General features: G+C 46.6%; 16 protein-coding genes. 14 read left to right on the top strand and 2 right to left on the bottom strand.

Features of this window, described 5'->3' with window-relative positions; genetic code table 11:
• Nucleotides 1–17: 17 nt before the first annotated feature.
• Complete coding sequence (locus WFI24_RS14585) at nucleotides 18–377, top strand: DUF5665 domain-containing protein (protein ID WP_145323152.1); 360 nt, start codon at nucleotides 18–20, stop codon at nucleotides 375–377.
• A 29-nt stretch (nucleotides 378–406) separates the two neighbouring features.
• On the opposite strand, the gene WFI24_RS14580 is transcribed toward WFI24_RS14585, so the two are convergent.
• Complete coding sequence (locus WFI24_RS14580; protein ID WP_336761853.1) at nucleotides 407–1,150, bottom strand: TraR/DksA C4-type zinc finger protein; 744 nt, start codon at nucleotides 1,148–1,150, stop codon at nucleotides 407–409.
• Between the two features lie 219 nt (nucleotides 1,151–1,369).
• Between WFI24_RS14580 and lspA the strand changes: the two genes are divergently transcribed.
• The 8 genes from lspA (at nucleotide 1,370) to WFI24_RS14540 (ending at nucleotide 7,888) form a co-directional block, all read left to right on the top strand.
• Nucleotides 1,370–1,864, top strand: coding sequence for a signal peptidase II (gene lspA, locus WFI24_RS14575; protein ID WP_062835441.1), 495 nt, complete (start codon nucleotides 1,370–1,372; stop codon nucleotides 1,862–1,864).
• Nucleotides 1,857–2,819 (top strand): RluA family pseudouridine synthase, encoded by a 963-nt coding sequence (locus tag WFI24_RS14570; RefSeq protein ID WP_440131281.1) that lies wholly within the window; start codon nucleotides 1,857–1,859, stop codon nucleotides 2,817–2,819. The genes lspA and WFI24_RS14570 overlap by 8 nt, the downstream gene beginning before the upstream one ends.
• 110 nt (nucleotides 2,820–2,929) lie before the next feature.
• A complete protein-coding gene (locus tag WFI24_RS14565) occupies nucleotides 2,930–4,183 on the top strand; it encodes an LL-diaminopimelate aminotransferase (protein WP_336761849.1) in 1,254 nt (417 codons plus the stop codon).
• Nucleotides 4,184–4,386: 203 nt separating this feature from the next.
• The gene (locus WFI24_RS14560; RefSeq protein WP_336762242.1) at nucleotides 4,387–5,277 is read left to right on the top strand and encodes a decaprenyl-phosphate phosphoribosyltransferase; all 891 of its coding nucleotides are present in this window, start codon (nucleotides 4,387–4,389) and stop codon (nucleotides 5,275–5,277) included.
• Nucleotides 5,278–5,295: 18 nt separating this feature from the next.
• The gene (locus WFI24_RS14555) at nucleotides 5,296–5,928 is read left to right on the top strand and encodes an HAD family hydrolase (protein ID WP_336761847.1); all 633 of its coding nucleotides are present in this window, start codon (nucleotides 5,296–5,298) and stop codon (nucleotides 5,926–5,928) included.
• Nucleotides 5,916–6,245: an EamA family transporter gene (locus WFI24_RS14550; RefSeq protein ID WP_336761845.1), complete on the top strand. Its 330-nt coding sequence runs from the start codon at nucleotides 5,916–5,918 to the stop codon at nucleotides 6,243–6,245. Before WFI24_RS14555 ends, WFI24_RS14550 begins: the two co-directional genes overlap by 13 nt.
• Entirely contained in the window at nucleotides 6,232–6,552 is a 321-nt protein-coding gene (locus WFI24_RS14545) for an EamA family transporter (protein ID WP_336761843.1), read from the top strand. The genes WFI24_RS14550 and WFI24_RS14545 overlap by 14 nt, the downstream gene beginning before the upstream one ends.
• 31 nt (nucleotides 6,553–6,583) lie before the next feature.
• A complete protein-coding gene (locus WFI24_RS14540) occupies nucleotides 6,584–7,888 on the top strand; it encodes a DUF6080 domain-containing protein (RefSeq protein ID WP_336761842.1) in 1,305 nt (434 codons plus the stop codon).
• Nucleotides 7,889–7,978: 90 nt separating this feature from the next.
• Here the strand turns inward: WFI24_RS14540 and WFI24_RS14535 are convergent, their stop codons facing one another.
• A complete protein-coding gene (locus WFI24_RS14535; protein ID WP_336761840.1) occupies nucleotides 7,979–10,654 on the bottom strand; it encodes a YhgE/Pip domain-containing protein in 2,676 nt (891 codons plus the stop codon).
• 711 nt (nucleotides 10,655–11,365) lie between these two features.
• On the opposite strand from WFI24_RS14535, the gene pyrR reads away from it, so the two are divergent.
• From pyrR to carB, 5 genes are all read left to right on the top strand, one after another.
• Nucleotides 11,366–11,929: a bifunctional pyr operon transcriptional regulator/uracil phosphoribosyltransferase PyrR gene (gene pyrR / locus WFI24_RS14530; protein ID WP_017687330.1), complete on the top strand. Its 564-nt coding sequence runs from the start codon at nucleotides 11,366–11,368 to the stop codon at nucleotides 11,927–11,929.
• Nucleotides 11,929–12,840, top strand: a complete 912-nt coding sequence (locus WFI24_RS14525; RefSeq protein WP_336762241.1) for an aspartate carbamoyltransferase catalytic subunit — start codon at nucleotides 11,929–11,931, stop codon at nucleotides 12,838–12,840. Before pyrR ends, WFI24_RS14525 begins: the two co-directional genes overlap by 1 nt.
• 126 nt (nucleotides 12,841–12,966) lie before the next feature.
• Nucleotides 12,967–14,271 (top strand): dihydroorotase, encoded by a 1,305-nt coding sequence (locus tag WFI24_RS14520; protein ID WP_336761837.1) that lies wholly within the window; start codon nucleotides 12,967–12,969, stop codon nucleotides 14,269–14,271.
• Nucleotides 14,272–14,675: 404 nt separating this feature from the next.
• Entirely contained in the window at nucleotides 14,676–15,818 is a 1,143-nt protein-coding gene (carA, locus tag WFI24_RS14515) for a glutamine-hydrolyzing carbamoyl-phosphate synthase small subunit (protein WP_336761835.1), read from the top strand.
• A 1-nt stretch (nucleotide 15,819) separates the two neighbouring features.
• On the top strand, nucleotides 15,820–19,038 hold the full coding sequence (carB, locus tag WFI24_RS14510; RefSeq protein WP_145323137.1) for a carbamoyl-phosphate synthase large subunit: 3,219 nt from the start codon (nucleotides 15,820–15,822) through the stop codon (nucleotides 19,036–19,038).
• The last annotated feature ends 30 nt before the right edge of the window (nucleotides 19,039–19,068 follow it).

Here is a 19,068-nt window from a genome sequence, read left to right as displayed (position 1 = left end):
AAAGGAACTGAGCAAACATGAGCGAACATGATGACAAGCAATCTGCATCCATTTCACAATCGACATCAGATGATCTGACTTCACATGACAAAATTGAAGAGTTACATACCTTGACTAACCGACTGGCTAATGAACTGGAGCGTTCCCGAATTGCGCAATACACGGAATTGCTAAACAGACCCTGGAAGCTGATTGGACTGAACTTGTTGTCTGGAGCCGCACGAGGTGTGGGGATCGCAATTGGGTTCACCTTTTTCGCAGCAACGATCATTTATGTTTTACAGCTGCTTGGGGCGCTCAATCTTCCTATTGTTGGGGACTACATCGCTGATATTGTTCGCATTGTCCAACGCCAGCTTGATATGAACACCTACTAAGCCATGTAGGGCTTGATATTAAGGTGCAATTAATACATGTCATCCGTTTCCGTCTCCGTGTCCGGTTCTAATAGACCATCGCCTTCACGATTCTCCAGATACTGGCGATATTGCCGATTGCGCACGATGGATACGTCATGACCATAGATGTCTGTTGCCACAAAGCTTTCGTACGCTTCAACGCAGCCTTCCACTTCATCTGTGGCTTCAATGGCCATAACATCATAGCTGTCAATATCACGTCCTTCAGCCATGGCTGGTGAGTTCGATGTGCCCCAGCTCTCAACGATCTGCCAGGCATCCTCGCCATCGAAGCCATTTTGGTCATCCCGTTCGTCCAGACTTGTTCGACCAAAGGCCGGGGCGAGGAACTCTTCCTCTACAGGACGGTTTTCGGAGACAACCGTTTCGGGTTGATGTTTTTTGCAATATTTGGTGTAGGGCACAGCCTCCATACGTTCATATGGAATGGGTTGCTGGCATACTGCGCACGTACCATAATGCCCTTCTTCGATGGAGTGCAGTGCCGAGTCGATACGCTCCAATTGGAACTCATCGTGTTCCAGCAGGGAAATATCTTTCTCACGTTCATAGACCTCCGTAGCGATGTCACCAGGATGGTTATCAATCGGTGACAGTTCACCCGTCTGTAGCTTGAGTGAGTCTCCGAGGCCATAATGTTCGTTTTCCGACAGTCTATGTTCAATATCGCGCTTATCGGTCATCAATTGGGATCGTAAAGATTGCAGCTGTTCAGTAGTAAAATGCGACATGGTTTTCCCCTTTCTATTCCGTGTGGAATCCGGATTTTGACTCTATTGTAGGATGTACCATTAAGGACTGGATTACAGAAGGGAAATGTTATCGTTTTTGCCAAGAGCATCGCAACACAGGGCGTCGTGGACGATTTCCAAACAGCTGTGCTACAATAAACAAGTCTGGCGTAAGCCTGGTATCGTTTGGAAAAGACAAGAACGGAGTGACAAACAAACGTGGTGTATTATATCCTCGCTTTTATCGTATTTTTATTGGATCAGGGAACCAAGTTCCTGATTGCAACCCGGATGGAACTCAGAGAAGAAATTCCGGTCATTGGCAATTTCTTTGTCATCACATCACATCGCAATTCAGGTGCAGCTTTTGGCATTCTGCAAGACCAGCGTTGGTTCTTTATTGTGGTTACGGTGATTGTAGTCGTTGCCTTGATTTGGTATTTGCAAAAGGTAAAAGATACCCCGCACAAATTGCTGCCTGTGGCGCTTAGTTTAGTGCTGGGGGGAGCGATCGGCAACTTCCTTGACCGGGCTTTGACCGGAGAAGTTGTGGATTTTGTACAGCTTAACTTTGGAAGTTACACGTTTCCCATTTTCAACATCGCCGACTCGGCAATCTGTATCGGTGTAGCGTTGATCATTGTGGAGACGCTGCTTGAAGGACGGCGCGAAAAAGCAGCCGCGAAGATTGAAGGGAATGAACATCATGAGTAATCCGAATGAGGAACAGATCAACGACGAAGAACTAATGAATGGCAATGAGCGTATGGAATGGACCGTTGCCGCTGAACATAAGAAGGAACGAATTGATAAATATATTACGGAAGCTGTGGACAACGTATCTCGCTCCCAAGTTCAATTGTGGATTGGAGACGGGTTCGTTACGGTAAATGGTGCTGTAGTCAAAGCCAATGCCAAGTTATCCGAAGGTGATCTGATTGAACTACAGATTCCTGAACCAACTTCTGTTGAGATCATTGCCGAAGATATTCCGCTGGAAGTGGTATATGAAGACAGCGACTTGATCGTGATCAATAAACAGCGTGGTCTTGTGGTGCATCCAGCACCAGGGCATACGTCTGGGACGCTCGTCAATGCGCTCATGTACCACTGCAAAGACCTTTCAGGTATCAATGGGGAATTGCGCCCAGGTATTGTACATCGCATTGATAAGGATACGTCGGGTCTCATTATGGCTGCCAAGAACGACCGTGCGCATGCCTCGCTGGCTGCTCAGTTGAAGGACCATACGGTGAACAGACGTTATATCGCGCTCGTTCATGGTCATCTTAATCATGACCAAGGAACCATCGATGCTCCGATTGGACGAGATACCAATGACCGCAAAATGTATACGGTCACGGAACGCAACAGTAAACATGCGGTTACGCATTTTACCGTTACGGAGCGGATCAATGACTACACCTTGCTGGAATTGAAACTGGAGACAGGGCGTACCCACCAGATTCGGGTTCACATGAAGTTTATTGGTCATCCGCTTGTCGGAGATCCCACGTATGGACGGAATAAAGGAATTAAAATGCAAGGACAGGCTCTTCATGCTGCCATTCTTGGATTTGTGCATCCGACCACGGGAGAATATCTTGAATTTACAGCTCCGCTTCCACAGGATATGGAAGACGTACTTGCTTCACTGCGCAGTCGTTAACAGCTCCAAGAAAGTACAAATGTTCAGATACTTTGTCCATGGCTTTGAATACGCAAATCCTTCATATTTAAGTGTAGAAATTTGCGTCAAATGAGGAGATGAACAACGTTATGAGTATCGATAAATATCAAGAAACTTACATTCAGACTAATTTTGCCGACCGTATCGGTGGCTCCAACTATGGTAAAGACACGAACATTTATAAATTCGAGAAAATCAAACGCGCCAAAGCTTCGGCCAAAAAAGATTTTCCCGATGTGGAACTGATTGACCTTGGTGTAGGTGAACCAGACGAGATGGCTGATGCAGGCATTGTCGCTGCACTTGCAGAAGAAGCTTCCAGACCTGAGAACCGTGGTTATGCCGATAATGGTATTCCTGAATTCAAAGCTGCTGCTGCTTCTTACCTGAAAAACGTATTCAACGTAGAAGGTATCGATGCAGATGCTGAAATCGTGCACTCCATTGGTTCTAAACCGGCTTTGGCGATGATGCCTTCATGCTTCATCAATCCGGGTGATGTGACGATCATGACCGTTCCAGGTTACCCGGTTATGGGCACACATACAAAGTATCTGGGCGGAGAAGTGTTCAACATTCAATTGACGAAGGAGAACAACTTCTTGCCTGATCTGACGGCTATTCCGGAAGATATCGCAAAACGTGCGAAGTTGCTCTATCTGAACTATCCGAACAATCCGACTGGCGCAAGTGCGACAGTAGAGTTCTTCACTGAAGTAGTGGAGTGGGCGAAGAAATACAACGTAGTCGTGGTCCATGATGCTCCGTATGCAGCATTGACGTATGATGGCAAAAAACCATTCAGCTTCCTGTCGGTACCTGGTGCGAAGGATGTCGGCGTCGAGCTGCATTCTCTGTCCAAGTCCTACAATATGACGGGTTGGAGAATTGGCTTCGTAGCGGGTAATCCGCTTGTAGTCAAAGCATTCAGCGACGTGAAGGACAACAACGACTCCGGTCAGTTCATCGCGATTCAGAAAGCTGCTGCATATGGTTTGAATCACCCTGAGATCACGGAAAAAATTGCAGAGAAATATTCCCGTCGTCACGACATGCTCGTTGCAGCACTGAATGAACTGGGCTTCCAGGCTGAAAAACCAAAAGGTTCCTTCTTCCTGTATGTTGAAGCACCAAAAGGTGTGGTTGGCGGACGTCGCTTCGAATCGGGCGAAGATTTCTCCCAATTCCTGATCCGTGAGAAACTGATCTCGTCCGTACCTTGGGATGATGCGGGTAACTTTGTTCGTTTCTCCGTTACCTTTGAAGCTAAAGGTGAAGAGGAAGAGAAACGTGTTATCGCTGAGATCAAGCGTCGTCTGAGCGACGTACAATTCGAATTTTAATTGCAGCACGCTATAGCTTCATTACGTACAAACGAAGAGACCGGAAACGGTCTCTTTTTTTATGTCCATATTAGATTTTTTTCATTTACTCCCTTTACAAAATTATACAAGCAACATATGATTAGATCTTTACGTTATTTGTTATATACAGAAGTTGTTTTTGAAGGGAGTTATTACAATTGTTATCCTCACGAACGAGTACCGTGTCCTCACCGACTACAGAAAATGGAAGTACAATTTCAGGATTAATCAGATTGTTAAGACCCAAACAGTGGACTAAAAATCTGCTGTTATTTGCTGCGTTACTTTTCTCTTTTGAAGAGATTCGGACGGAAACCATTCTTGCGACGTTGCTTGGCTTTATTCTATTTAGCCTCGTTGCAGGCAGTGTTTATATTTTGAATGACTTTGTGGATCGGGACAGGGATCAGCAGCATCCAGTGAAAAAGTATCGTCCCATTGCTTCGGGTCAGGTGAATCCGGCTCATGCTTTATTGTTCGGCACTATCCTGTTAATCCTTTCCGTAGGAATAGCCTTCGTAATGAACCCGCTATTCGGGGTATTATGTATCGTTTATTTCCTGTTGAATGTGTCATACTCCTTTGTGCTGAAGCATCTCGTTATCTTGGATATGATGACTATTGCAGCGGGTTTTGTACTTCGTGCTATTGCCGGTGGTGTACTGATTCATGTACCTTTCACACCATGGTTTTTGATCTGTACAATGCTGCTGTCGTTATTTCTGGCCATTGGCAAACGAAGAAATGAACTTACCTTGCTTGAAGGGAACACAGGATCACATCGTAAAGTTTTGGATAACTATTCCATTACCTTGTTGGACCAATTTAATACGATTGTGACGACAGCTACGATTATCAGCTACTCCCTGTTCACATTCACTTCAGATCGAACCATTCATCTGATGTGGACAATTCCGCTGGTCATTTACGGCATGTTCCGTTACTTGTATCTGATCCATATGAAAAACCAGGGGGGCTCGCCTGATCGTGTGCTGTTTGAGGACAAGCCCATATTAATTACGGTTATATTGTATGTGATAAGTGTTGTTACAATCTTTACTATCTTTGAATAAAGGCTGAGGGGGATCAGGGTGAAAAGCACGAAAGTCGCGATCTTTGATATTGATAAAACGATTATACGCAGTGATTCCATGTTTCAATTTGTGCATTATGGTGTTCGGCGTTACCCTTGGCAGGTATGGAGATTGCCTGTCATTGCATTACATACGGTGTTATTCAAGGCTGGATTCATGACGGTTGAAGAAGTTAAGCGTTCCTATTTTCAAGAAATTGAGCGCATGTCTGAAAAAGATCTGGAGCATTTCTTTGATACTCGCTTGCGTACGTCCATTTTTGCTGAGGCCAGTGTGGAGATGCAGCATCGCAAGGAAGCAGGCTACCATGTCTTGCTGGTCACCGCGTCTCCGCATGCCTACATGAAATATTTTAAAAACTTTCCCTGGGTGGATCATGTAATTGGGACTGAACTCATCCGTCATGCGAATGGTTACACATGCAGAATTGAAGGCAGTAATTGCAAAGGGGAAGAGAAGGTGCGCCGCATTCAGGCTTATCTGAGTGAGAAGAACATGGTAATTGACTATGATCAGTCATGTTCCTACTCGGACTCCTTATCCGACCTTCCGGTCATGGAGCTTGTGAGTCAGCGATACTTTATTAACAAGCGTGTTCCGGACATGGAGGCATTAACGTGGGGAAAATAAAATCACGTCATACAGGTAAATGGTTAATGCTCGTCTCCGCTTTTCTAACAGCGACGGGTCAATTGTTCTGGAAATGGGGACTAACCGAATGGATTTACCTTGGTGTTGGTTTTCTATGTTATGGACTTGGAGCGATTCTAATGATCAGAGCTTTTGCTCTGGAAAAACTCTCTGTTGCTTATCCTCTAATGTGTGCCAGCTACGTGTTTGCTTTAATCTATGGATATTTCTTGCTCGGTGAAGAAATTACGGTGCAGAAGCTGGCAGCAGTTGTGCTGCTTGGAATCGGGGTGACATTAACCAGTGTTGATCGATAGCTGGATGGTTGCCGTATTAATTGTCATGACGTTGTGTGGTGCACTGGGCGGGGCCGGACTGAAAGCTTATGCATCTAGTCGCAATCGCCTGCATGTACTCATGGGACTTGGATTCTACGGAACGGGTGCGTTGCTGAATATTGTATTGTTGAAGTTTCTTCCATTAACCGTAGTGTTGCCTGCGAACGCATTAACATATGTGTGGACTCTCATCATAGCGCGGCTGGTATTTAAAGAGGCAGTGGGCCCTTTACGCTGGATCGGTGTGGCATGTATTATGGGTGGCCTATGTTTATTGGTGTTCTAGAACTTAATTAATCAGGATGTGAAATGAAAGCATGAACTTTTTAGATTACTTATTTTATAATCGAAGAGCCAACTGGACAGCCTTTTACCTGTTTGCGGGATTTGCTTTGTTCTATGGCTTAATGAACGGCTCGTACGTTCTGTACATTGAAAATAATGCAGAACTGCTTGGGAAGTATACCCCTTTTAACACGACGCTGTTTCCAATCAATTTATTCAACTTTGATCCTTCAATGTATTATGGGGACAACAGTTCTTCTGTTATCCATCCGCTCATTTCCTTTCTGGCAGTTACCCTTGCGGCTGTAGCGAAGTTCCTGGGAGGCAACTGGTTCTTTCTAATCTTGCAGTCGCTGATCAATGCGGGTTCGGTGGTGCTGGCGTATCTGTTCTTGAGTCAAAAAGAAAACAAACCGACGATCACACCGTTGCTGTTCGCCTTGTTGTTTGGTTTCAGTTCCTACCTGATGTATACCGCGTTGATCCCGGATTCGTATCCTTATGTACAGTTCGTTATTCTGTTTTCAGTGGTTTACATGCAGTATACTCGTGAGCGTCAGGACGTACGTTATGTACCCAATGCATTGCTTGCATCGATTAACTTCGGGCTAACCTCGACAAACATCGTACCGTTTGCTGCTGCCACATTCTTCAATATGAATGCATGGCGCAATAAGGCGGGGTGGAAGAAATATATTGGTATTATGGCGTTTGCAGTTCTGATCATTGCCGTGTTTACCGGGATTCAGTATGTTGCATTTGGAAGTAAGAGCTGGGTTAGTAATTGGCTGTTGGGCATACAAAATGGCGGAACCAGCTATGCAACGCCATTCCAGTTCGCTGTTCATTGGAAAGCATTGAACATGCTGACCATTAATCCGATGCTGACACCGAAGATGCATTTGCTGGACCCTGGCATGGCAGCCTTTGTTACGGATCTGTCCCGTTCCAATCCATTCTACGTGCAGATTACAGGTATCTTTATTTTACTACTGGCACTCATGGGCTTCATTAAGGGCATTCGTGAACGTGAAGTGTGGACCCTTGTGCCATATATTCTGTTTGCTTTTTTGCTTCATGTAGTCGTGGGCTTTGGTCTGGCTGTATTTCAATATGATATGTACCTGTATGCGGGGCATTATCTGTTTGCGTTCTTCCTGTTGGGTGGAGGTTTTGTCATCAGTCTTCGTCCGGGATTGGGGAAAAAAGTGGTTATAGGCTTGATCATGTTATGTGTTATCGTTACGGCAAGTAACAACATCTATCGCCATGTAGAAACATTAACAACAATCAAGCAATCCTATGATCAGTTGGAACAGGAGCGCTCAGTGAAATAGTCAAAAAGTATCGATTCATATAAGGAAATAAGAAAGGCCATTGGATGGAAAGTCCAATGGCCTTATCTATTTTAGTATCCAGCACATGAGTTAAGCAATAATTTTGGTCTTCTTGGCATTCTCGGCTGAACGTTTGGTGAGACTGCTGAGTGGGCGTTTCAAAGCAAGTGCAACGATAAGACTCAGCGCGATGAACATACACAACCACAGAATATCCTTGATGGCAGTAGACCACAATATGCCGCCGACCGACTCACGCAGCAGACTGATCGCATACGTGAAGGGCATGAACGGATTCAATGCCTGGAAAAAGGGTGATGTCATGCTGATTGGGAACGTACCGCCGGAGCTGGAGAACTGGAACACCATGAAGATGATGGCGATCCCTTTTCCGATATTCCCAAAAACGGACAGCAGGGTGTACGTTATGGTGACAAATACGGCACTCACCAGCATGGCAAACAGGACAAACCACAGTTTATCTGCGACATAGGTACCCAGGATTAAGATATCTCCCAGGGTGACGCATATCGCCTGAAGTAACCCAATGGTCAGAAAAGTAGCGAGACGTCCAAGATACAACTCATATCCCCGAAACTTGCCCCCCGGATTCTCAGCTTCGGCACGAAGCAGAGAAATCAACAGTGTTGAGCCCACCCACAAGGATAGCACGCCATAAAATGGTGACATGGCCGATCCATAATTCGGAATCGGGTAAAGCTGTTGTTCCTTGATTTGCACCGGACTTGCAAGGAAAGCACTTTCTTCTTCGATATCGCCACGCAAAAGTTTGGCAAGTTCGGCAAACTGGTTATTACCTTCGACCTCCCGAAGTTTGTCAGCAGCCTTGCTGATGGCACTTTCCAATGCTGGCAGATCATCACGTACCAGCGTGGCAACACGATGTACTCCTTTTTCGACCTCCGGAAGCTGGTTCTGGACAAAATCCGATGCCTTGCCTATCTGTTTCCCGGCATTAGGCAGATCATTACGAACAAAATTAGCTGCTTCGTTCAGTTTGTTTCCCAGCTTGGGCAGATCGTTTCGAATTAATGAAGACACTGTGTTCAGAGCTTGGATAAAACCTTCACTTTTGTTCGCGAGTGTCTCTGATATCTCATGGATCTTAGATTGTATTTGAGGCAGTTCGCTCTGGATTTTTGTCAACTCGGTCTGCCCAAACGTAATTCCTTCTTTGGCAGATGCAAGAATGTCCGCAATATCCGGAATACGATCTTTTGCTCCTTGTAGAGTTTCTGCTGAAGTGGAGAGGGTAGACCTGAGCTTATCCGCACCAGCTGCAAGTGCAGGCGATATTTCACTTTCATAGGTGTTTAAGATATTGCCAATCTCGCTGCTGATATCCTTCGAGAGTGTATTTAACTGAGCGATGACGTCTGTCGGTGGAGTTGTATTACGACGCATAGCATCACTGATGATGCCAGCCAAGCGGATTTGCAACTGAAGTTTATCTGAAATGGAGTTCAGTTGTGTAATTTTATCGGCAAGCGGTTGGCTTGGAAGCAATTTATTGATGTTGCCCAATAGTTCTGCCATATTGTCGACGAGTTGTACCGCAATCCCTAAACGCGAAGCAATCCGGTCGAGATCTTCTGCTGTAGGAAGGTTATTAAGATCCGAATTTTGCAATTGTGCAAATACGTCTCCTGCAGCATTAGTAATCTGCTGCACCAGCAGCAGATTTTGGCGGATCGCCGGGCCAATTGTCTGAAACGCTTCTTCACTGGAATCCACGAACTGATTTAATCCCTCTGCAAGCTCAATCCCGTTGCCAGCGATTTGTGATACTTTGTCCAAATCTTGCTCTGCTGCCGTTACGATAGACAGAGCTTTGTTGGTTTTATCCAACGCCGTTTGGATGACATCTGATACCTGGCCAAAGTTTTCATCCACTTCTCGAATGCGTTCTACCGCTTTTTGTATATCCGGTATCCGCCCTTGAATAGCCAGCACTTCGGAAGCCGCATCATTAATTTGTGGCCAATACTCCTGCACCTTGAGCACATACTGTGCTGCTTCATTGATTTCAGGCAGTTTTTTCTCGATTTCAACGATCTTTTGAGCATCTTTTACAATCTCAGGCATGGCTTTTTCTACTTCCAGAACCTTTTGTCCAGCGGCTTGTATGGCCGGAAGATTTTTCTCCAGCGTGAAAATGCCATTTTCCATCTTGCGTAATGTTGGAATCTGGGAATTAATCTCAACCCCGGCTTCATTCAACTTGGTTAGAACGGCCTCACTGACGGATTCAGTGAAATTTTCATTGATTTGTGTTGTTATGGCAGATACACCAGAGCCTGTGATTTTAGGAGCAATGGCATTCACCTTCTCATTAACGGTATAGATTACCTCTGGACGTTCCAGCTTTCCGTCAACGATACCTGTAATTTTGGACGAAAAGTCTCCGGGAATGAGCAGGCTGGCATAATATTCTCCTGTTTGTACCCCTCGACTAGCTTCAGCTCGATCTACAAAAGTCCAGCCCAGCTTTTCGTTGTGTTTGAGGCTGGATACCAGTTCGTCTCCGATATTAACATTGGTTCCTTCAACAGTTGCACCCTCGTCCTCGGTTGTCACTGCAATTTTGATCCCCTGAGTGTTACTGTATGGGTCCCAGACGGATTTCACATTGACCCAGTCATACACCCCGGGTAGCAAAATAATAGCCACAATTAGAAATATACCTGTGGGAACCTTTAAAATATGCAACCAGTCTGTTTTGTAAACGTGCCAAATGTGACGCATGGCTTCCTCCTAAATGTTAATAAATGTAGGGCGTATCTTATTTCTATGTCGCATATTTGTGAATCTTATGTATATCGGCATTATTGCAGCATCTATGAATGGGTTCATGTTTATAAACTGTACCCATTTCACTTGGTACTAATTCAGAGCCTTCATATTATTGCGTAAAATGGAAACTCACCGTTTGTTCTAAAAGAAGTGTTTTATCTCTTCTTGAGTACAGTAAGAGGTTTATTTTGGCAATATCAAATTTCTCATTTGCCTATGGATAAATATGCAGAATTGTTGTATAATTATGAATAACCAATGAGATGTAATGTGCATGGATGTTTTTCGGCCTAACTGCTGATTCTAAGAAGTACGTAGCAGAGGATTTTCACCTGCAATGGTGAGGTGTTGACAGAGGGTTGTCTTTCTGTCATAATTCATGAAGACAAACGGACATATTGAGTACAGAACCCTGTGAGGTCCTGCAATATGAACGACATGAATAGCACCTTTAAATCAGTCCCGTGAGACTGGCAAGGTAACGTGAACGATACATCGTTTTTTGCTGCGGCAAATGAAGCGATGCATCCCCGAGAGTAAACTTTCTTCAGAGCGTTCTGAAGTTCGGAGACTCCTTGCCAATAAACACGGCAAGGAGTCTTTTTTTGTTCTCCTCGTCACGGGGCCATGATGCTGAAGGGAAATCCTGAGGAGGCTGAACGCATGAGCACAGAGACACATGTCATTATGGATGAGACGGCGATCCGCCGCGCATTAACACGGATTGCCCATGAAATATTGGAGAAAAACAAAGGAATCGACGATTGTGTGTTGGTCGGTATTCGTACACGCGGGGTTTACCTGGCTGAACGGATTGCCGCCAAGATTGAAGAAATCGAAGGCGCCAAAGTCCCCTGGGGAGAACTGGATGTGACTCCTTACCGCGATGACCGCTTGGACGAAAATAAAGCGAATCGCAAGGAAATGTTGATTATGACACCTGAATCACTTTCGATCCACAACAAAAAAGTGATTTTGTTCGATGATGTGCTCTATACCGGACGGACGATTCGCGCAGCGATGGATGCCCTGATGGACTGTGGAAGACCGCAGAACATTCAGCTGGCTGTACTCGCAGACCGTGGACACCGGGAACTTCCGATTCGACCTGATTTTATCGGCAAGAATGTGCCGACTTCCAAATCAGAGGAGATCGAGGTTGCACTCATGGAAACAGATGGACAGGACGAAGTCAAAATCACTCAGAACCGGGGGGAACAAGCATGATGATTACACAACCAGCATTGAGAGACCGGAGCTTGCTTGGACTGAAGGAACTTAGCCGAGAAGAAATTGAGTCGATTCTGAACAGAGCAGCTCACTGGGAAGCCCAGAAAGAGAAACTGGTTCCAGTACTGGAATCACGCTTCGTCGCCAATATGTTCTTCGAAAACAGCACACGTACCCGCTTCTCGTTCGAAATGGCAGAGAAACGCTTGGGCGCACAAGTGCTGAACTTCACGGCAGCGGCATCCAGTGTGGAAAAGGGAGAGTCCATCTACGATACGGTACGCACACTTGAGTCGATGGGCATTGATGCAGGCGTGATCCGGTTAAAACCGGCAGGCGTTCTGCAACAATTGGCTCAGAAAGTGAATGTACCACTCGTTAACGCCGGAGATGGTAACAATGAGCATCCCACGCAGGCACTACTGGATCTCTACACAATGCGGAAAGCATTTGGCGAATTGAAGGGCTTGCGTGTCTCCATTATTGGTGACATTCTGCATAGTCGGGTAGCACGCTCCAACCTCTGGGCGCTGCAAAAGTTTGGTGCAGATGTACGATTCTGTGCACCATCAACGATGCAAGCATCGGAACTCGCAGAGCATGCTCCTTATGTCGGTCTTGAAGAAGCGCTGGATGCAGATGTAGTCATGATGCTCCGTGTTCAATTGGAACGTCATCAACATGGCTTGATTACTTCAGCTGAGGATTATCGCGAACACTACGGATTGACGGAAGAACGTGCGTCACGCCTAAAACCAAGTACGATTATCATGCACCCTGCTCCTGTGAATCGCAATGTCGAGGTAGATGACGCGGTTGTGGAGAGTGAAGCATCGCGGATCTTCCCGCAGATGGCAAACGGCGTTCCGATCCGCATGGCGGTTATGGAACGTGCGATGAAACTGTAACAGGGTCTGGCTGTGGGTCATAGGCTGATGGTACGGAAGTTCTTATAGAGCAATATGAGAGTACACGATAAAGAAAATCATCCGGCTTGCCTGGTAAGCCGGACAGAACCGAAGCGGAGGACAATTATGCTACAGATTATAAAGAACGCGAACATCTTGAACCAACAAGGGGAACTTGAACGGAAAACCATCATTATAGATGAAGGTAAAATTAAAAAGATCGCTGGTCTGGAAGACCAAGTTGTACTGGATGCCGAAAAGTCAGCGCATCATGTGACAGACGCATCAGGCAAACTGGTCATTCCCGGATTGATCGATATGCACGTGCATCTGCGTGAACCTGGATTCGAACACAAAGAGACAATCGAGACAGGTGCCCGTTCAGCAGCACAAGGTGGTTTTACAACAATCGCTTGCATGCCGAACACGAGACCAGTTACAGATACAGCGGAAGTTGTGAAACTGGTATTGGATAAAGCCAAAGAAGCTGATCTGGTGAAAGTGTTGCCTTATGCAGCCATTACAAAAAACGAACTGGGTCGTGAACTTACCGATTTTGCCGCATTAAAAGAAGCTGGTGCCATTGGATTCACGGATGATGGTGTAGGCGTACAAAATGCCCAAATGATGAAGGATGCCATGAGCCTCGCGGCAAGTATGGATATGCCGGTTATTGCACACTGTGAAGATGACTCACTGGTTGTTGGTGGATATGTGACGGAAGGCGAGTTTTCGAAGCGTCACGGCATCAAAGGGATTCCAAATGAATCCGAGGCCATCCACGTGGGCCGTGATATCCTGCTCGCAGAAGCAACGGGAGTTCATTACCACGTCTGCCACGTAAGTACAGAACAGTCGGTTCGCCTGATCCGTCTGGCGAAGTCCATCGGCATTAAAGTAACTGCTGAGGTGTGTCCGCACCATCTGGTGTTGTCGGATGAAGATATCCCGGGCATGGACGCTAACTGGAAAATGAACCCGCCGCTACGCTCACCACGCGATGTGCAGGCTTGTATCGAAGGATTGCTGGATGGCACGCTGGACATGATCGTAACTGACCACGCGCCACACAGTGAAGAAGAGAAAGCCAAAGGCATGGAACTGGCACCTTTCGGAATCGTAGGATTCGAAACAGCCTTCCCGCTGTTGTACACAAAGTTTGTGGAAACAGGACTGTGGAGCTTGGATTTCCTGGTGAAACGAATGACTGCTGATCCGGCACGTGTATTCCGACTGGATACAGGCAAGCTCGAAGAGGGAGCACCAGCGGATATTACGATGATTGACCTGAACGAAGAAAAAACAGTTGATCCTGCAACGTTCGCAACCAAAGGAAGAAATACCCCGTTCACAGGCTGGAAGCTGAAAGGCTGGGCCGTACAAACATGGGTGGATGGCAAAAACGTATGGAGCAACACTGTACAACAATAAAACAGCACCTTGGTAACTCAATGAATCATAAATCATTAGACCTTATTACTTGAATTTTCGAAAACAAGTCTTTATAACTCTAATCTACAATTTGCACAACAGTAACATCTTTTCAACTAACTCGAGGCAAATCATGCCGAGAGTCTAACATACGAAACAAAACACAGTTGAATAATGCTTTTGAACATGGACACCAACGTAACTGCGGAGAGGGCAGAAAGAACCCGAAGAAGCAAAGCGTTCGCCTTTATCACCGGATTACTCCATTTGAAGATTGGGATCAAAGTAATCCGGGGATAACAGCGATCAAAGGGTTTTCTGCCCACGGAGCCGCACCAAACGTAACGTCCCCCATGTTCAACTCAAAGTATTCAACGTTGATAAACACAGAGGAGTGAAATGGGATGCAGGCACAGGCAAGATTATTGTTGGAAGACGGCACACTGTTCACCGGGAAAGCATTCGGTGCTGAAGGTGAAACTACAGGTGAGGTCGTTTTTAATACGGGAATTACAGGCTATCAAGAGGTGCTTTCGGATCCTTCCTATTGCGGTCAAATCGTGACCATGACGTATCCGCTGATCGGAAACTACGGCATTACGCGTGATGACTTCGAGTCGATTCGTCCATACGTACACGGTTTCGTGGTGCGTCGTCATGAACCAACGCCAAGTAACTGGCGTGCGGAGTATAGCGTAGACAATCTGCTCAAGGAATACGGTATCGTAGGAATCAGCGAAATTGATACACGCATGTTGACTCGCCGGATTCGTCACCACGGCACAATGAAGGGAATTCTCACAACAGGATCGAAGCCTGTGGAAGAACTGCTGGAGATGATGGGAGACACCACTATCGCCGAGCTGCGCAACCAGGTGCCAATGACTTCTACGGAGCATGTATACAACAGCCCGGGAACGGCTGAACGTATTGTACTCGTGGATTACGGTGCCAAAACAGGGATCTTGCGTGAACTTAGCAAACGCAACTGTGATGTTGTCGTTGTTCCGCACGATATAACAGCAGACGAGATTCGTCGCCTGAACCCGGACGGGATTCAACTGTCCAACGGCCCTGGGGACCCGAAAGACGTACCTCACGCGGTTAACATGATCAGTGAACTGCTTGGCGAGTACCCGATCTTCGGCATCTGCCTGGGTCACCAGTTGTTCGCACTTGCGGCAGGAGCAGATACCGAAAAACTCAAGTTTGGACATCGCGGAGGAAACCACCCGGTGAAAGAACTGGAGAGTGGACGTTGCTTCATCACATCCCAGAACCATGGATTTACCGTAAACGAAGAGTCTGTGAAGAGTACGGACCTGGAAGTTACACATATCAACAATAACGATAAAACCATTGAAGGTCTGAAACATAAATCTTTCCCGGCATTCTCGGTTCAATATCACCCTGAAGCTGCCCCGGGTCCTTACGACAACAGCTATCTGTTTGACCGCTTCATCGATATGATTCGCGAGCACAAAATCACTAACCCGCAAAAGCCGCGTCAAGCCGTGTTGGCAGCCGCAGTGAAAGGAGCACAATAACATGCCGATTAACAAAGATCTCAAAAAAATCCTGGTGATTGGTTCCGGTCCAATCGTCATCGGTCAAGCGGCCGAGTTCGACTATGCCGGTACACAAGCTTGCCAGGCACTGAAAGAAGAAGGCGTGGAAGTTGTACTTATCAACAGCAACCCGGCGACCATTATGACGGATACGAACATGGCTGACAAAGTCTACATTGAGCCAATCACTCTGGATTTTGTAACCCAAATCATTCGTCAGGAGCGTCCAGACGGCTTGTTGCCAACCCTGGGTGGTCAAACAGGTCTGAACATGGCTGTGGAGCTGGCTCGTGCAGGCGTGCTGGAACGTGAAAATGTGAAATTGCTCGGAACGCAACTGACATCCATCGAGAAAGCGGAAGATCGCGATCTGTTCCGTGACCTTATGCGTGAATTGGAACAACCTGTACCAGAGAGTGTCATTGTAACGACACTTGAAGAATCACTTGAATTTGCAAATGAGATTGGTTATCCAATCATCGTGCGTCCAGCCTATACACTGGGCGGAACAGGCGGCGGAATCTGTGCGAACGAAGAAGAGCTGCGCGAGACGGTGGCAGCGGGAATTCGTTACAGCCCGATCGGGCAATGTCTGGTCGAGAAGAGCATTGCAGGCATGAAAGAAGTCGAGTATGAGGTTATGCGGGACAAAAACGATAACTGTATCGTTGTCTGCAACATGGAAAACTTTGACCCGGTAGGTGTTCATACAGGCGACAGTATCGTTGTAGCACCAAGCCAAACCCTGTCGGACCGTGAATATCAAATGCTGCGTTCAGCTTCCCTGAAAATCATCCGTGCCCTGAACATCGAAGGTGGATGTAACGTACAGTTTGCACTGGACCCACACAGCTTCCAGTACTATGTTATCGAAGTAAACCCACGGGTAAGCCGTTCATCGGCTCTGGCTTCCAAAGCAACGGGTTATCCGATTGCAAAAATGGCTGCCAAAATTGCCATGGGTTACACGTTGGATGAAATCGTGAACCCGGTAACAGGCCAAACGTATGCTTGCTTCGAGCCTACGCTGGATTATATCGTGAGCAAAATCCCACGCTGGCCGTTCGACAAGTTCATCTCGGCGAACCGTAAACTGGGAACTCAGATGAAAGCAACAGGCGAAGTAATGGCTATTGGCAGAACATTCGAAGAGTCGATTCACAAAGCAGTGCGTTCCCTGGAAATTGGCGTACATCGCCTTTACCTGAAGGATGCAGAAACGCTGGACGAAGCTACCCTGAACGAGCGTCTGATCAAAGCAGATGATGAGCGTATCTTCCTGATTGCCGAAGCATTCCGCAGAGGGTATACGTTGCAACAACTGCAAGACCTGACCAAGATCGACTGGTGGTTCCTGGACAAAATCGAAGGACTAATCGCATTCGAAGATCGCATTCGTGAAGAATCTGAACTGTCTTCCGACATTCTGTATCAAGCGAAACGCCTTGGATTCACAGACCGTGCCATTGCTGAACTGCGTGCGCAAGGTCAACCAGGAGGCACATTAACAACTGAAGCGGAAGTTAGAACTCGTCGGGAAGCAGAGAACCTGCGCCCAGTGTACAAAATGGTAGATACATGTGCGGCTGAGTTCGAAGCCACAACGCCATATTACTACTCAACTTACGAGACAGAAAATGAAGTAATCCCTTCAGACAAGAAAAAAGTTGTGGTACTGGGTTCAGGACCAATCCGGATTGGTCAAGGGATCGAGTTCGACTACTCTACTGTACACGCAGTATGGGCATTGCAAAAAGCAGGATATGAAGCAGTCATTATCAACAATAACCCGGAGACGGTGTCTACGGACTTTAATACATCCGATCGCCTGTACTTTGAACCGCTCTTCTTCGAAGATGTCATGAACGTGATTGAACAGGAGAAACCAGTAGGGGTTATCGTACAGTTCGGTGGTCAAACGGCCATCAACCTGGCAGCACCACTGCGTAATGCAGGTGTAACCATTCTCGGAACGGATCTGGAAAGCATCGATGAGGCGGAGGACCGCAAGAAGTTCGAGCGTCTACTCTCCCGTCTGGAGATTGCACAGCCGAAAGGTAAAACGGTCATTTCCGTTGATGATGCGGTAGAGACAGCTCAAAGTCTGGGTTACCCGGTACTGGTTCGTCCTTCCTATGTACTCGGCGGTCGTGCGATGGAGATTGTATACTCCGATGCTGAATTGCTGACATACATGGAACAGGCGGTTAAAATCAATCCGGAGCATCCGGTCCTGATTGACCGTTACATGATGGGTAAAGAAGTTGAGGTTGATGCCATCTGCGATGGTGAAACGGTATTGATTCCGGGAATCATGGAGCATATCGAGCGTGCAGGGGTTCACTCTGGTGACTCCATCGCGGTATATCCTCCTCAACATCTGTCCCAGGATATGAAAGAGAAAATTGTAGAGATTACAATCAAAATTGCGAAAGAACTGAAAACGGTAGGTTTGGTCAACATCCAGTTTGTTATCCATGGTGGCCAAGTGTACATTATAGAGGTGAACCCGCGTTCGTCCCGTACCGTACCATTCCTGAGCAAAGTAACCAACATTCCGATGGCGAACTTGGCAACACAAGCCATTCTGGGTGTGAAACTGAAAGATCTTGGTTATGTCGACGGGCTGTGGCCTGAGTCGGATCATGTATCTGTCAAAGTTCCGGTCTTCTCCTTCGCGAAGCTGCGTCGTGTTGAACCAACCCTGGGACCAGAGATGAAATCGACAGGCGAGGTTATGGGTCGTGACCCGAATTATGCTAAAGCGTTGTTCAAAGGTCTCATCGGAGCAGGAATGAAAATTCCGGCAACCGGAGCGATTGTCGTGACTGTAGCAGACAAAGACAAGGACGAAGCTGTACCTTTGCTCGAAGGTTTCTACAGACTGGGTTACAAAATCATGGCTACCGGCGGAACAGCAGCTGCGCTTGAAGCAGCGAACATTCCGGTAACGACTGTGAACAAATTGAGTGAAGGTTCGCCGAACATTCTGGATATGATTCGTAGCGGCGAAGCGAACTTTGTCTTCAACACACTGACCAAAGGCAAAACACCGCAGCGTGATGGATTCCGTATCCGTCGTGAAGCGGTAGAGAACGGCATTGTATGTATGACTTCATTGGATACGATTCGTGCGCTGCTGATCATGCTGCAAACGATCAACTTCTCTTCAGAAGCAATGCCTGTCTTTGTTAAATAAATAAGTCTCTGATGAAGGACATCAGTCAGC

It is taken from the genome of Paenibacillus sp. USHLN196, from assembly GCF_037144955.1.
Classification (GTDB): Bacteria; Bacillota; Bacilli; order Paenibacillales; family Paenibacillaceae; genus Paenibacillus; species Paenibacillus xylanexedens_C.
Note: the sequence above shows the minus strand (reverse complement) of the source record. Positions and strands in the feature narration are given on the sequence as shown.

Coding starts and splice junctions, on each gene's coding strand:
- WFI24_RS14585 (WP_145323152.1), top strand. CDS start 18: ATGAGCGAACATGATGACAAGCAATCTGCATCCATTTCACAATCGACA.
- WFI24_RS14580 (WP_336761853.1), bottom strand. CDS start 1,150: ATGTCGCATTTTACTACTGAACAGCTGCAATCTTTACGATCCCAATTG.
- WFI24_RS14570 (WP_440131281.1), top strand. CDS start 1,857: ATGAGTAATCCGAATGAGGAACAGATCAACGACGAAGAACTAATGAAT.
- WFI24_RS14565 (WP_336761849.1), top strand. CDS start 2,930: ATGAGTATCGATAAATATCAAGAAACTTACATTCAGACTAATTTTGCC.
- WFI24_RS14540 (WP_336761842.1), top strand. CDS start 6,584: ATGAACTTTTTAGATTACTTATTTTATAATCGAAGAGCCAACTGGACA.
- WFI24_RS14535 (WP_336761840.1), bottom strand. CDS start 10,654: ATGCGTCACATTTGGCACGTTTACAAAACAGACTGGTTGCATATTTTA.
- pyrR (WP_017687330.1), top strand. CDS start 11,366: ATGAGCACAGAGACACATGTCATTATGGATGAGACGGCGATCCGCCGC.
- WFI24_RS14525 (WP_336762241.1), top strand. CDS start 11,929: ATGATTACACAACCAGCATTGAGAGACCGGAGCTTGCTTGGACTGAAG.
- WFI24_RS14520 (WP_336761837.1), top strand. CDS start 12,967: ATGCTACAGATTATAAAGAACGCGAACATCTTGAACCAACAAGGGGAA.
- carA (WP_336761835.1), top strand. CDS start 14,676: ATGCAGGCACAGGCAAGATTATTGTTGGAAGACGGCACACTGTTCACC.
- carB (WP_145323137.1), top strand. CDS start 15,820: ATGCCGATTAACAAAGATCTCAAAAAAATCCTGGTGATTGGTTCCGGT.